Origin of the sequence: Micromonospora sp. WMMA1996 (genome assembly GCF_002573675.1) — a bacterium.
Taxonomy (GTDB): domain Bacteria; phylum Actinomycetota; class Actinomycetes; order Mycobacteriales; family Micromonosporaceae; genus Micromonospora; species Micromonospora sediminicola.
Genome location: NZ_PDHU01000001.1, coordinates 826,488 through 839,374, shown reverse-complemented (window position 1 = coordinate 839,374; position 12,887 = coordinate 826,488). Strand labels below are relative to the sequence as shown.

12 protein-coding genes and 1 pseudogene are annotated in these 12,887 nt (G+C 74.0%); 9 read left to right on the top strand and 4 right to left on the bottom strand.

Translation table 11 applies throughout. The features are described 5' to 3' along the window. The first annotated feature begins 24 nt into the window (after positions 1–24). Positions 25–1,131 carry a magnesium and cobalt transport protein CorA gene (locus tag COO58_RS04065; protein ID WP_091583000.1) on the top strand — a complete coding sequence of 369 codons (1,107 nt, stop codon included), beginning with the start codon at positions 25–27 and terminating at the stop codon, positions 1,129–1,131. Here the strand turns inward: COO58_RS04065 and COO58_RS04060 are convergent. After that, entirely contained in the window at positions 1,109–2,293 is a 1,185-nt protein-coding gene (locus COO58_RS04060) for an MFS transporter (RefSeq protein ID WP_091582997.1), read from the bottom strand. The genes COO58_RS04065 and COO58_RS04060 overlap by 23 nt on opposite strands. Positions 2,294–2,472: 179 nt before the next feature. On the opposite strand from COO58_RS04060, the gene COO58_RS04055 reads away from it, so the two are divergent. The 5 genes and pseudogenes from COO58_RS04055 (at position 2,473) to COO58_RS04035 (ending at position 5,876) form a co-directional block, all read left to right on the top strand. Beyond that, positions 2,473–3,420 carry an ion transporter gene (locus tag COO58_RS04055; protein WP_245666914.1) on the top strand — a complete coding sequence of 316 codons (948 nt, stop codon included), beginning with the start codon at positions 2,473–2,475 and terminating at the stop codon, positions 3,418–3,420. Positions 3,421–3,451: 31 nt separating this feature from the next. After that, positions 3,452–4,075, top strand: coding sequence for a heme ABC exporter ATP-binding protein CcmA (gene ccmA, locus COO58_RS04050; RefSeq protein ID WP_091582994.1), 624 nt, complete (start codon positions 3,452–3,454; stop codon positions 4,073–4,075). 143 nt (positions 4,076–4,218) lie between these two features. Further along, positions 4,219–4,908, top strand: a pseudogene (locus COO58_RS31195) (DUF6297 family protein); the annotation flags it as partial. Between the two features lie 70 nt (positions 4,909–4,978). After that, entirely contained in the window at positions 4,979–5,485 is a 507-nt protein-coding gene (locus tag COO58_RS04040) for a DUF6297 family protein (RefSeq protein WP_098743877.1), read from the top strand. A gap of 121 nt (positions 5,486–5,606) precedes the next feature. After that, on the top strand, positions 5,607–5,876 hold the full coding sequence (locus tag COO58_RS04035; RefSeq protein ID WP_091582988.1) for a GlsB/YeaQ/YmgE family stress response membrane protein: 270 nt from the start codon (positions 5,607–5,609) through the stop codon (positions 5,874–5,876). A gap of 59 nt (positions 5,877–5,935) precedes the next feature. Here the strand turns inward: COO58_RS04035 and COO58_RS04030 are convergent, their stop codons facing one another. Further along, a complete protein-coding gene (locus COO58_RS04030) occupies positions 5,936–7,522 on the bottom strand; it encodes a mucoidy inhibitor MuiA family protein (protein ID WP_098743875.1) in 1,587 nt (528 codons plus the stop codon). 99 nt (positions 7,523–7,621) lie between these two features. On the opposite strand from COO58_RS04030, the gene COO58_RS04025 reads away from it, so the two are divergent. Continuing rightward, complete coding sequence (locus COO58_RS04025) at positions 7,622–8,689, top strand: DUF2855 family protein (protein WP_091582981.1); 1,068 nt, start codon at positions 7,622–7,624, stop codon at positions 8,687–8,689. A gap of 135 nt (positions 8,690–8,824) precedes the next feature. After that, positions 8,825–10,216 (top strand): glycoside hydrolase family 6 protein, encoded by a 1,392-nt coding sequence (locus COO58_RS04020; RefSeq protein ID WP_098743874.1) that lies wholly within the window; start codon positions 8,825–8,827, stop codon positions 10,214–10,216. 66 nt (positions 10,217–10,282) lie between these two features. On the opposite strand, the gene COO58_RS04015 is transcribed toward COO58_RS04020, so the two are convergent. Beyond that, positions 10,283–11,047 carry a L,D-transpeptidase family protein gene (locus COO58_RS04015; protein WP_091582974.1) on the bottom strand — a complete coding sequence of 255 codons (765 nt, stop codon included), beginning with the start codon at positions 11,045–11,047 and terminating at the stop codon, positions 10,283–10,285. A 224-nt stretch (positions 11,048–11,271) separates the two neighbouring features. On the opposite strand from COO58_RS04015, the gene COO58_RS04010 reads away from it, so the two are divergent. Continuing rightward, a complete protein-coding gene (locus COO58_RS04010; protein WP_098743870.1) occupies positions 11,272–11,622 on the top strand; it encodes an STAS domain-containing protein in 351 nt (116 codons plus the stop codon). A gap of 5 nt (positions 11,623–11,627) precedes the next feature. Here COO58_RS04010 and COO58_RS04005 read toward each other — a convergent pair whose 3' ends face one another. Beyond that, the gene (locus COO58_RS04005) at positions 11,628–12,875 is read right to left on the bottom strand and encodes a PP2C family protein-serine/threonine phosphatase (RefSeq protein WP_098743869.1); all 1,248 of its coding nucleotides are present in this window, start codon (positions 12,873–12,875) and stop codon (positions 11,628–11,630) included. Positions 12,876–12,887: the final 12 nt, after the last annotated feature.

Here is a 12,887-nt window from a genome sequence, read left to right as displayed (position 1 = left end):
CCGGCCGAGCAGCGGGGGAGGGGCATGGCGGACAACCGGTCCTCGGAGGGGTTCGGCCGGCAGCTGGACGAGCACGCCATCGACGCCGGCGCGGCCGAGCCGGAGCGGCCCGCCGGGCTGGTCGACAGCGGGGTCTACGTCGACGGGGTCCGGCGGGCGTCGCCGGTCAGCCTCGCCGACACGTTCCGCTGCCTCCAGCAGCTCGACGCCGCGATGGCCTGGATCGGGCTGCGCCGGCCGAGCCGGGAGCAGGTCGCCTCGCTGGCCGCCGAGTTCCAGCTCCCCGAGCTGGCCGTCGAGGACGCCATCAACGCCCACCAGCGGCCGAAGCTGGAACGCTACGGCGACACCCTGTTCGTGGTGCTGCGCGCCGCCCGCTACCTGGACGCCCGGGAGGCGGTCGAGTTCGCCGAGCTGCACCTCTTCCTCGGGCCCGGCTTCGTGATCACCGTCCGGCACGGCGGCACGCCCGACCTCGTGGCCGTCCGCCGGCGGTTGGAGGCGGAGCCGGGCGTGCTGGCGCTCGGCCCCGAGGCGGTCCTCTACGCCGTGCTCGACCGGGTGGTCGACGGCTACGCGCCGGTGGTGGCCGGGCTGGAGAACGACATCGACGAGATCGAGACCGAGGTGTTCGGCGGCGACCCGAACGCCAGCCGCCGCATCTACGAGCTGAGCCGCGAGGTGATCCAGTTCCAGCGGGCGACCCGGCCGCTGCTGAAGGTCGTCGACGCGCTCACCCACGGCTTCGACCGCTACGGCACCGACGAGGAACTGCGCCGGCGACTGCGCGACGTGGCCGACCACCTCACCCAGGTGGTGGAGCGGATCGACGGGTTCCGGCACCTGTTGCAGAACATCCTCACCGTCAACGCCACCCTGGTCTCGCAGGCGCAGAACGAGGAGATGCGCAGCCTGACCGCGGCCAGTTTCGAGCAGAACGAGGAGATCAAGCGGGTCTCCGCCTGGGCGGCGATCCTGTTCGCGCCCACCCTGATCGGCACCGTCTACGGGATGAACTTCACCCACATGCCGGAACTGGGCTGGCGGTACGGCTATCTCTTCGCGGTCGTGCTGATGCTCGCCGTCTGCGGCGCGCTCTATCTGCTGTTCAAGCGTCGTGGCTGGCTGTGAGCGACGCCGTCGTCCGGTCCCGCAGCGCGATCGCACCCAGCGCGGCCGTGCCGAGCAGCGCGGCGACGGGCGCGACCAGCAGCCCGTACCGGACGCCGGCCGACGCGCCGGCGAGCGCCGACCCGGCGGCGCTGCCCACCACGAACGCCGTGCTCACCCACGCGAACGCCTCGGCCACCGTGCCCGGTCGGGCCAACCGCTCGGCGGTGAGGAAGACGGCGGTCAGCACCGGGGGCAGCGCCAGCCCGCTCACCGCGAGCAGCGCGGCCATCGGGGCCGGCGCGGGCGCCAGCAGCAGTGGCAGGAACCCGGCGGTGAGCGCGGCGGCCAGCAACGGCAGGCGGCCCGGTCCGCCCGGACGGACCCGGGTCCAGAGCAGGCCACCGACGAGCGCGCCGCCCGCCTGCGCCGCGAGCAGCCAGCCGCTGAGCCGCCGGTCGCCGGCCGCCTCGGCGTAACCGGTCACGGCCACCGCGATGCTGCCGACCGCCGCGCCGACGCCGACCACGCCGAGCAGCATCACCCCGAACCCCGGTACGCGCAGCGGCCCGGCCCAGTGCCGGACCGCGGCCACCCCGCGCCAGGCCCGGGCGGCCGGGCTGAGCGCGTACAGGGCGGTGCCGGCGAGCTGCGCCACGGCGGCGGCGAGCAGACCGGCGGTCGGCCCGCCGACCGTCACCGCGAGCAGGGTGACCAGCGGCCCCACCACGAAGATCACCTCCTGGAGGGCGATGTCCAGGGTGTACGCGGTGGGCACCGTCGCCGGCGGCAGCAGGGCCGGCCAGAGCGTCCGCAGGCACGCCTCCAGCGGCGGCGTGCCGAACCCGGCGACCGCCGCGCCGGTGATCGCGCCGGCCAGGTGCCCGCCGGTGAGTGCCACCGCGCCGAAGCCGAGGCCGGAGACGGCGGCGGCGGCCCACAGCACGGGCGGCTGCCGCCAGCGGTCCACCGCCCGGGCGAGCAGCGGCGTGCCGGCCGCCATCCCGGCCGTGTACGCGGCGACGAGCAGGCCGGCGGCGGCCAGGCTGAGCGACTGGCGGGCGAAGAGCAGCAGCGCGAGCGGGCCGCTGGCGGTGGGCAGCCGGCCGATCTGGCTGCCGAGGAGCACCCGGGCGACCTGCGGCGCGCGCAGCACCGCCCGGATCGAGGTGTCGACGGACATGGGGCATCGCTCCCGGAGAAGGGGTCGGGTGAGAGAGGCGTGGCATCGGGGCACGCGTCTCAGGGAGCGAAGTCGGCCCGCTCGTGGTCGTCGCCGTAGAGCGGGAGGGCAGGGGTGATCCACTGCGCGTACGTCTCGGCCCGGATCACCCGCCGACGGTAACCCAATAGGGTGTCGGGATGGTCGACCGGCGAACCGACGTGCCGACCCAGCGGGGTGTACGCCGCCCGGGCGGCGCGGAACGGGGGCCGGCGGCCCGGTGCGCCCGGATCGTCGCGTCCCGGCCGTTCGAGATCGCGATCGTCGTGCTGATCATGGCCAACGGGGTGGTGCTGGGCATCGAGACGTACCCGCACGCGGGCACCACCGCGTCGGTGCTGCGCTGGACCGAGTGGATGTTCCGGCTGGTCTTCGTCGTGGAGATCACCATCCGGGTGCTCGCGTACGGCCGCCGGCCGCAGGACTTCCTCCGGCACGGCTGGAACGTGTTCGACCTGCTGGTCACCGTCGCGATCTTCATACCGTGGCTGCACGGCGACCCGGCCGTGCTGCGGTTCGTCCGGGTGGCCCGGGTGCTGCGCCTGGTCCGCTTCTCACCCGGCCTGCGCACCATCGTCACCGCGCTGTGGCGCAGCCTGCCCGGCGTGGCGGCGTTTCTCGCGCTCGCCGGCGTAACGCTCTACGTCTACGGCATGGCCGGCTGGCTGATCTTCGGTGACCGCTATCCCGAGCAGTACGGTGACATCGGCCGCTCGCTGGTCACGCTCTTCGTGCTGCTGTCCCTGGAGACGCTTCCCGACCTGCTGGAACAGGGCCTCGAGGTGTCGCCGTGGACGCTGCTCTACTACGTCAGCTTCGTCATGATCGCGGTCAACCTGCTGCTGAACATCCTCATCGCCGTCATCGTCAACTCGATGGAGGAGGCGCGCCGGCTGGAGATGACCGAGGGGCTGTCGCCGGACTACGACTCCGACGGCGACGGCGTGCCGGACGAGGTGGACCGGATCGCGATCAGCCAGCGCCTGGACGACCTGCGTACGGTCATCGCCGAGTTGGAGCGGGAACTGCGGATCGACCGCGAGGACACCCCCGGCGCGACCCGCCGCCGGCACCTCACCGAGCGCTGAGGGCTGCGCCGCTGTGCCACAGTGGCGAGTTGTGGACCTCCTCAGCGTGCGCGGCCTGACCCGGCGGTTCGGACAGTTGGTCGTGCTGGAGGACGTGTCCTTCGACCTCGCCGCCGGGCGGCTCGCCGTGGTGGTCGGGCCGAACGGCAGCGGGAAGACCACGCTGCTGCGCTGCGTGGTCGGCGCGGACCGCCCCGACGCGGGTGAGGTGCTGGTGGACGGACGCCGGTGCTACGAGACCGATCCCGAGATGCGCGCGCTGCTCGCCGCCGCGCTCGACGACATCGACTTCTTTCCGGACCTGTCCGTGGCGGAGCACCTCGAACTCGTCGCGTACGCCCACGGCGGCTCCGGTCGGGCGGTGGCCGAGGTGGTCACGGAGCTGGGGCTGGACCGGGCCCGCGACCAGCTCCCGTCGACGCTGTCCAGCGGGCAGCGCCGCCGGCTGGCGTTGGCCTCGTGCTTCGTGCGCCCCCGCCGCCTGCTCGTGCTGGACGAACCGGAGCAGCGCCTCGACGCCCGGGGCCGGGAGTGGCTGGCCGATCGGCTGTTGCGCGAGAAGGCCGAGGGCACGGCCGTGCTGATGGCGACGCACGACGCCGAACTGGCCGCGACGGTCGCGGACGACCGGCTCGAGATCGGCGTCGGTGCGTGACCACCGAGCTGCGGATCCGGGTTGGTGACCGGCCCGACGCCCGCCGGCTGCGGAGCTGGCTGCGGCGCACCCGGCGGCGCCACCGGGAGGCCTCGCTCGGTGACCTGTTCACCGACACGTACGTCCTCGTGCTCTTCTGCGGCATGTACGGCTGGGCGCTGTTCGACGGGGTCCGCGACTACCTCGGCTCGCCGTCGGGACGCCAGGGTGATCCGGGGGACCGGTACTGGATCGGCGTCGCCGCCGCGCTGACCGTCGTCGGGCTGGCCTGGCGGGGCCTGCGGGCGGTGGGTCCGCTGGTGGTGGCGCCGGCAGCGCAGTCCTGGGTGGTCAGCTCGCCGGTCGACCGCCGGGCGTGGCTGCTGCCCCGATTCGTCGGGCTTCTCGTCGCGGCGTTCGCCGGTGGCGGCCTGCTCGGGCTGGCCTCGGCGGCGGCGACCGGTGGCGGCGGGGCGCACCGGCTCGCCGGTTCGGCGACGGCCGGCGCCGCCTGCGCGACCGCGGCCGTGGCCCTGGCCGTCGTCGCCCAGGCCAGCCCGCGTACCTCGGGGTGGGTCCGGGTCCTCGACCGGGCGCTGTTCGGCGTCGGCGCGGCGGTGGCGGCGATGGTGGTCGCGGGTCACCTGGCCGGTCGGTCCGTACCGCCGCCGGCCGGCTCCGTCATCGGGGTGGTCGCGCTGGTGGCGTGGCCGCCGACCGTGACGGCGGTGGTCCTGGCGTACCGGGCGCTGCCGTTCGTGGACCGCGCCTCGCTCGCCACGGGTGCGCAGGCGGCGGGCGCGGCGGCGGGCGCCACGGTGATGCTCGACCCCTCGATCCTCACCGACCTGGTGGAGAGCCGCCGCTGGCGGTCGATCGGCCGGGTGGCGAGCCGCCGTCTCCGTCCCCTCGGCCGGTGTCGGCGTGCTCGTGCAGGTCGAGCTGTGGCGTCCGGTACGCCATCCCAGCGCGCTCGTGGTGTGGGCGGCGCTGCTGCTGACGACGTACGCGGTCGCGGTGGCGCTGCCGGCGTCGGCCGGCCCGGCGCAGGTGGTCCTCGGGTTCCTGGCGGCCGGCCGGCTGACCGGCGGGCTGCGTGCCGTCAACCGGTCCGCCGGGCTGCGGCGTGCGCTGGGCGGCGGCGACACCCTGGTGACCCTGGCCCATCTCGTGGTGCCGGCCGTCGCCGTGGTGGTCTGGTACGCGGCGACGCTGCCGGCGGTGCGGTCCGGCGTCGGCGTCATCGACGGGGTGCTCGTGCTCGGCACCGTGGCGGCGGCCTACCGGGCGGGCACCCGACCACCCATGACGTACGGCGGCGCCGCGGCCGACACCCCTTTCGGGATGATCCCGGTCGATCTGGTGCGGCAGGTGGTACGCGGCCCGGACGTGGTCGGCGCGCTGGTCGTCGCGCAGATGCTCTGGGGCTGAGGTCCGCGCCGACCCGCCGCCCATGACAGTTCCGTGAAGAATCGGCTCTCGCGTTTCGTGCGGTGGTTGATCGGGGCAACCACCTTGGTGCCAACACATCCGAGGGAAAAGGACGGCTCTCGTGGAAGTCACGGGTTTCTTCACCGCGATCGTCATCGGCCTCGTCATCGGCGCGCTCGGCCGCCTGGTGGTGCCGGGCAAGCAGAACATCCCGATCTGGCTCACCCTGCTCATCGGTGTGGTCGCCGCGATCCTGGGCACGTTCGTCGCCGGCGCGTTCAACGTCGACGACACCGCCGGCATCGACTGGATCGAGCTGGCGCTCCAGGTCGTCTTCGCCGCGATCGGTGTCGCCATCGCGGCGGGGGCCTACGGCCGCCGCCGCGTCTGAGGTGTAAGGAAGGGGCCCTTCTTAACGCATTCTGCATAAGAAGGGCCCCCTCCTAACGTCTACTCCCGCCAGCCGGTCAGCTCGACCCCCTTGGCCAGCTCCACCCGGAAGCCCAGGGCGATCTCGCCGCTCTCACCCGGCGCGAGCGACAACCGCCAGATCAGTTCCCCCAACTCGGTCCGCTCGGCCGGCGACGGCGTCACCGTCGTCTCCCGGACCACCACCGCCTCGTCGCGGGACACCGGCACCTGGTCCCGTACCTCCACCGTCGCCGGCCGGGGCGTGTGGTTGGCGACGGTGATCCGGTAGTCCACCTCCCGCCGCCGCGTCGACCCCAGCGCGGCCCTGGTCTCCGACCGCCGGTGCAGCTTCCGCTCCACCCGCAGCCGGTCGTCCACCCCCAGCGCCAGCTCCGTCTCCTCGCCCGGCGCCCAGGTCGGCAGTCGGGTGGCCGCCACGAAGTCCGCCCCGTGGAACACCGCCGCCGCGCCGGGGAGCAGCGTGTGGTCCGACGTGTTGCGTACCGTCGCCCGCAGGTGCGCCTCGGCGGCGCGCACCGGAACGGTCACGTGGTCCAGCCGGGCCGGCAGCTCCAGCACGGCGATGGTGGCCCGGTGCTCGCTGCCGTCCGCCGGCACCGCCACCGCCCGGGCCGGGCGGTAGGTGGCCGCGCTGACACCCTGCTCGACCTCGGCGACGCTCTCCCGCATCCGCGGGCGGGGGGCCGCGGACCGGGCCGCCCCGCCGCCACCGGCCGGCGCCGCTCCCGGCGCCGGCGGCGGCATCCCGACCGGCATGGGCGCCGCCGCGGCCCGGGGTGTCGCGGGCCGGAACCGGTCGAGATACCAGGGCGACAGCTCGGGTACGCCGACGGTCGCCGCCGGCCGCGCGGTCGAGAGCGCCAGCTCGCACTCCGGCCAGTCCTCCCCGGTGCTCTGGCTGACCAGCCCGAACCAGGTGACGGTCACTGTGTCGTCGACGAGCCGCAGGTCGTAGGAGGACTGCCAGCGGGCGCCGTCCACCAGGTAGGTCAGCTCCAGCTCCACCTCCGCGTCGTCGGCCTCCACCGCGACGGTCACGTCGGCGGCCAACCGGTCCGGGGCGCGCTTGCCGTGCGCCGCGTCGAGGTCGCGCTCGACCGCCGCCATCTCCTCCGCCAGCTCGTCGCGTCGTCGGGCCAGGCCGCGCCGCCGGCGGCGTGACTCGGCGAGCTGACCGGCCACCGAGTCGGTGAAGGCCGCGACGTCGGCCGGCGTCAGGTCGCCGGCGGCCAGCGCGCGGGCGTACGTCCCGCCGGCGCGCTCGGCCAGCCGGGTGAGGAAGTCCCCGCGCTGGTCCTCGATGCCGTCGGCGTCCTCGATCTCGACCAGCTCGTCGGCCAGCTCGCGCCGCCGCCGCTCCAGGCCGACCACCTGGGCGTCGGTGCTGCGGGGCTGCCGCCAGGCGCTGACGTCGACGCCGAGCACGGTGGCCGCGCCCCGCCCGCCGACCCGGATCGAGTCGCGGCGCAGGCCGAGGGGGAGGGGGGCGACGCGTACCCGGTGTTCGCCGGCGGTCAGCCGGATGCTGCCGCGACGGGTGACCCGGGCGCGGTCCGGATAGACGGTGACGCCGACGACGGGGGCATCGATCTCCGTGGTGTCCACGCCGGCGAGGGTAGTTCAGACGCGCTCAGGTGCGGGCCCACCGGATTTTGCACTCGCAGTGCACTTGTCTCCGGTCTCGCGGCTGCCTACCGTCGGACCATGGCTGAGTCGTGGACGTTCGCCGTGGCCCGTGACGACCGCGCCCGTACCACGCTCGCCGACGGTCCGGTGCCGGCCCTCGTCGACGGGGAGGCGTTGCTGCGCGTGGACCGCGTCGGGCTCACCGCCAACAACGTGACCTACGCGGTGCTCGGCGAGTCGATGCGGTACTGGGAGTTCTTCCCGCCCGAGCGGCGCGGGCTCGACCGGCAATGGGGGCTCCCGCCACTGTGGGGCTTCGCCGAGGTGGCCGCGTCCGCCGTGGCCGGCGTCGAGCCGGGTCAGCGCGTCTACGGCTACCTCCCGCCCGCCGGCCACCTGGTGGTACGCCCGGAGCGGGTGGACGCTTCGGGCTTCCGCGACGCCAGCCCGCACCGGGCCGACCTGCCCTCGCCGTACAACGCCTACCGGTCGACCATCGGCGACCCCGCCTACCGGCCCGAGCAGGAGGACCTGCTGATCCTGTTCCGGCCGCTGTTCTTCACCTCCTTCATGCTCGCCGATCAGGTCGTCGACAACGACTGGTACGGAGCACGGTCGCTGGTGCTGTCGTCGGCGTCGAGCAAGACCGCGTACGCCGCCGCGTTCGAGCTGCACGGCCGCGGCCCACGCCTGGTCGGGCTCACCTCGCCGGACAACCTCGGGTTCACCCGGTCGCTGGGCTGCTACGACGAGGTCCTGCCCTACGGCGACGTCGCGGCGCTCGACGCCGTCCCCACGGTCTACCTCGACCTGTCCGGCGCACCCGCACACCGGGCTGCCCTGCGCGCTCACCTCGGCGACCGGCTCGTCCGGGACATCGCGGTCGGTCTGACCCGGCAGACGCCGAACGCCGACGCCGCCGAGGAGGTCTTCTTCGCGCCGGTGCAGATGCGCAAGCGCGGCCGGGACTGGGGCCGTGACGGCCTCGACCACCGGTTCGCCGACGCCTGGCAGCGGTTCTCGCGGGTGGTGAGCGGGTGGCTCGACGTGCGGGTCGGCCACGGCCCCGAGGCGCTGCGGGACGCGTGGCTCGACGTCCTCACGGGCCGTACGCCGCCCCGGGTGGGTCACGTCATCCAGCTCTGACGCGCCCGCCGTCGGCGGCCCGGTCGCCGACGCAGTGACAACTTTGCATATTGGCAGCGGCCCACGCCTCCGCTACCGTCTTGGGAACGCTCCCATGAAGACAGACACATCTATGTGATCAGGAGGAAACACGTCGTGGCTATCCTCTCCCCCCGGCGCCGCCGGTCGGCGGCGGTCAGCGTGGCGGCCGTCGCGGTCACCGCCGCGGCCGGCGTCGCCTTCGCCGTCGGCGGCGCGTCCGCCGGCACGGTCTCCGGCACGCTCTACCGCGATCCGAGTTCGGCCGTCGTCCGCTGGGTCGCGGCCAACCCCGGCGACTCGCGTGCCGCCGTCATCCGCGACAAGATCGCGAGCCAGCCGCAGGCCCGCTGGTTCGCCAACTTCAACCCGTCGACGGTGCAGTCCGAGGTCTCCGGGTTCGTCGGCGCCGCCAACGCGGCGCAGCAGATCCCGGTGCTCTCGGTCTACGAGATCACCAACCGGGACTGCGGCGGGGCCAGCGCCGGCGGGGCCCCGGACCTCAACCAGTACCAGACCTGGGTGTCCAACTTCGCCCGAGGACTCGGTAACCAGACCGTCCTGATCATCCTGGAGACCGACTCGCTCGCCCTCCAGACCTGCCTGAGCGGCGCCGAGCTGAACGCGCGCAACCAGGCGCTCACCACGGCCACGCAGGCCATCAAGTCGGCCAACCCCAACGCCAAGGTCTACCTCGACGGCGGCCACTCCACCTGGAACAGCGCGAGTGACACGGCCAACCGGCTCCGCGCCGCCGGCGTGCAGTACGCCGACGGCTTCTTCACCAACGTGTCGAACTTCAACCCCACCTCCAGCGAGGCGAACTTCGGCCGGGCGGTCATCTCCGCCCTCAACGGCATGGGCATCTCCGGCAAGCGCCAGGTCATCGACACCAGCCGCAACGGCGGCGCCAGCGGGGACTGGTGCGCCGACGACAACACCGACCGGCGGATCGGGCAGTACCCGACGACGAACACCGGTGACAGCAACATCGACGCGTACCTCTGGGTGAAGCCGCCGGGTGAGGCGGACGGCTGCCGCTACGCGGCCGGCTCGTTCCAGCCGGACCTGGCCTACAGCCTGGCCAACGGCGCGCCCAACCCGCCCACCACCGCGCCGCCGACGACCACCCCGCCGACCACGACGCCGCCGACGACGACTCCGCCGACCACCACCCCGCCGACGACCACCCCGCCCACCACGACGCCGCCGACGGGCAACGGCTGCTCGGCGTCGGTGTCGCTCAACCAGTGGGCCGGTGGCTTCACCGCGAGCGTGAACGTCACCGCCGGCTCCGCGGCCATCAACGGCTGGACCGTGACCATCACGCTGCCCGGCGGCGCCGCGATCACCGGCGCCTGGAACGCGCAGGCCAGCGGCACCAGCGGGACCGTCCGGTTCACCAACGTGAGCTACAACGGGCGCGTCGGCGCCGGCCAGACGACCAACTTCGGCTTCCAGGGCACCGGCACCGGCCCCGGTGCGACGGCCAGCTGCACGGCCAGCTGACCCGGCCCCCGGCCCGGCGCGGAGATCGACACTTCGCGCCGGGCCCGGGCGCGCCCGGCCGGCGCGTCAGTAGCGGCCGAGGCTGTCCAACGGGGACAGCACGATGCGCGGCTGGGCCGCCGGGTCGAGCCAGCGGAGCACGCCGACCAGGTCGGCGTGGGACAGGCTGACGCAGCCGGCGGTGGGCCCCGACGGCGTCCGGCTGAACTCGTGCAGGAAGATGCCGCTGCCCGCGTTCGGCACCGGCTTCGGCACGTTCGGCGGCATGTTGTAGGTGATCACCGCGAAGTGCGTGTAGGCCGGCTTCTCCTTCCACAGCGCCTCGCTCAGCCCGCCAGGGCTGGTGGCCGTGTGCTGGAAGGTGTTGTAGCCGGCCGAGTTCGGGTTCTCGTTCCACCAGTCGTCGGTGACGATCCGGTGGTAGGGGTGCTTGACACCCGGGTTCGCGGCGATGCCGTAGATCGTCGGACCGAACGAGTAGACGCCCGTCGGCGTGGTCGGCACCCCCTCGACGTGGTGGTCGCTGAAGAACTGGGAACCGATCCGCGCGGACAGCGCCGTGGAGACCGGGACCCAGCGACCGTCGGTCCTCGTGAACGTCTCCAGCGTGGCGTAGCTCGTGCTCCAGCTCGCCGCCGTCACGATCACGACCTGACGGGTGGCCGTCGGCAGGGTGGTGAGGCCGTCGGCCTTGTTGGCCGGCGTCCAGGTGCGCGGCCGGGGGCGCGGCGGGTCGGTGCCGACGCCGGGTGCCGCCGCCGCCGCGCCGGAGGCCACTACGGGCGCGGCGACGCCCGCCGCCGCGCCGATGAGCAGGGATCTCCGTCGCATGGACAGATCCTCCCACCCGGCGCACCGCAGCGGTGCCCCGCTGCGACGCACGCTCAGCCGGGCCGGCCCGCCACCGACGCGCTCACGCCGTCGCGCACGGCCGCGGCCCGATCGGCTCGGACCCGGGGCCGGCCCGTCACTGAGCGGGAGGGCTCGGATTCTGGCACCGTGGACCGGTACGCGCAGTGGCGGAACCACGCGGCATGTCGCGGGAGGGAGGTCGGATGGACCTGGTGCTGTCGACCCGGCAGGGAAGTGTCGGCACCGTGATCGAGGTCGCCGGTGACCTGGACATGAGCACCACGTCGCGGTTGCGTGACCGGTTGGACGAGGTCGTGCGGGGCGGCGCCCGGGCGGTCGTGGTCGATCTGGCCGGCGTGGGTTTCATGGACTCCAGCGGCCTGGGCGCGCTCGTGGTCGCGCACAAGGACCTGCGAGCGCGGGACGGCTGGCTCGCGCTGGCCGGCGTCGGCGGATCGGTCCGGCGGGTGCTGTCGGTCACCTCGGTCGACCGGGTCATCGGCGTCTTCGACACCGTGCGGGACGCCGAGGAGGCGTCGCCGGTGGTCTCGTGACGCCGTCACCGCTGTCCGGTGCTCGCGCGTGCGGTGTCCGCGCCGCCGATGCTGCGTCGCCGCTCGTGCGTGCCGTACCAGTCGATGACGAGCAGGGTGGCGTCGTCGGCCAGCGTCGGCCCGGTCGCGGCCAGCAGCGCGTCGGACAGGGCACGCACCGCCTCGCGGGGATGCAGGCCGGTGATGCCGAGCAGGGCGGCGGACAGGTCGAGGTCGGCCGCGTTGCGTTCGCGCATGCCGTCGGTGACGACGACCAGCCGGTCGCCGGGTCGGAGGGTGATCTCGCCGGCGCGGCAGGGCTCCTCGGGGAACATGCCCAGCGGGAAGTTGGCCGGGAGATCCACCTCGGTCACCCGGCCGTCGCGGACCAGTAGCGGCGGGATGTGCCCGGCGTTGAGCAGCTCGCAGCGTCCGGTGCCCAGGTCGACCCGGCCGAGCACGGCGGTCACGTAGGCCCCACGTACGTTGGCGTGCTCAGCGACGGCCCGGTTCGCCTCCTCGGCCTGCACGACCAGGGTGTGACCCCGGCGTCGGGTGTTGCGCAGGCTGCCGACGCCGAGGGTGGCGGTCAGCGCGCTGGCCACGCCGTGGCCCATGGCGTCGGTGACGCTGAAGTGCAGCAGGTCCCGGGCCAGGCTGTAGTCGAAGGTGTCCCCGCCGACGCTCGCGGCGGGCTCCAGCCAGCCGGAGAGGGTGAACGCACCGGATTCGCAGGTGAAGGAGGCGGGCAGCAGGCGGCGTTGGATCTCGGCGGAGAGCGTGAACGGGATGCTGCGCTGCCCCCACTCGAACAGGTCCGTGTGTCGGCGGTTGGCGATCACCACGAACGCCAGCGCGTGCGCGGCCCGGGCGATCTGGGCGACCACTGAGGCATCCGGCTCGGCGGGCAGATCGATCTCCAGGAGCCCCATGGCCTCACCGCGTTCGGTGACCGGAGCGAGCACCGTCCATCGTCCGTCAGCCGGGAGCACCTTGCTGGTCTGATGGCGCAGGGCCTGCTCGTAGGGCCCGCCGTCGAACGGCAGGATCTCGGCGGCCTCCTGGCCGTGACGCCGGTCCGGCCCGTCGGCCGCCGGGTGGTGGGTCAGCCGGACCAGCGCCCGTCCGCTGAGGTCGGCGACCAGCAGCGAGACGGCGAGCGCGTCCAACGCGGTGGCGAGCACGCCGGTGACGGCCTCGACGGCCTCGACCGGGGCGAAGTCCTCGGCCGACTGCAGCATTCCGGCCAGCACGGCCTGCTCGCTGTGCTCCACCCGACGAGCATA

Coding starts and splice junctions, on each gene's coding strand:
- COO58_RS04060 (WP_091582997.1), bottom strand. CDS start 2,293: ATGTCCGTCGACACCTCGATCCGGGCGGTGCTGCGCGCGCCGCAGGTC.
- COO58_RS04015 (WP_091582974.1), bottom strand. CDS start 11,047: ATGCGACGGAGATCCCTGCTCATCGGCGCGGCGGCGGGCGTCGCCGCG.
- COO58_RS04055 (WP_245666914.1), top strand. CDS start 2,473: ATGGTCGACCGGCGAACCGACGTGCCGACCCAGCGGGGTGTACGCCGC.
- COO58_RS04010 (WP_098743870.1), top strand. CDS start 11,272: ATGGACCTGGTGCTGTCGACCCGGCAGGGAAGTGTCGGCACCGTGATC.
- COO58_RS04025 (WP_091582981.1), top strand. CDS start 7,622: ATGGCTGAGTCGTGGACGTTCGCCGTGGCCCGTGACGACCGCGCCCGT.
- COO58_RS04065 (WP_091583000.1), top strand. CDS start 25: ATGGCGGACAACCGGTCCTCGGAGGGGTTCGGCCGGCAGCTGGACGAG.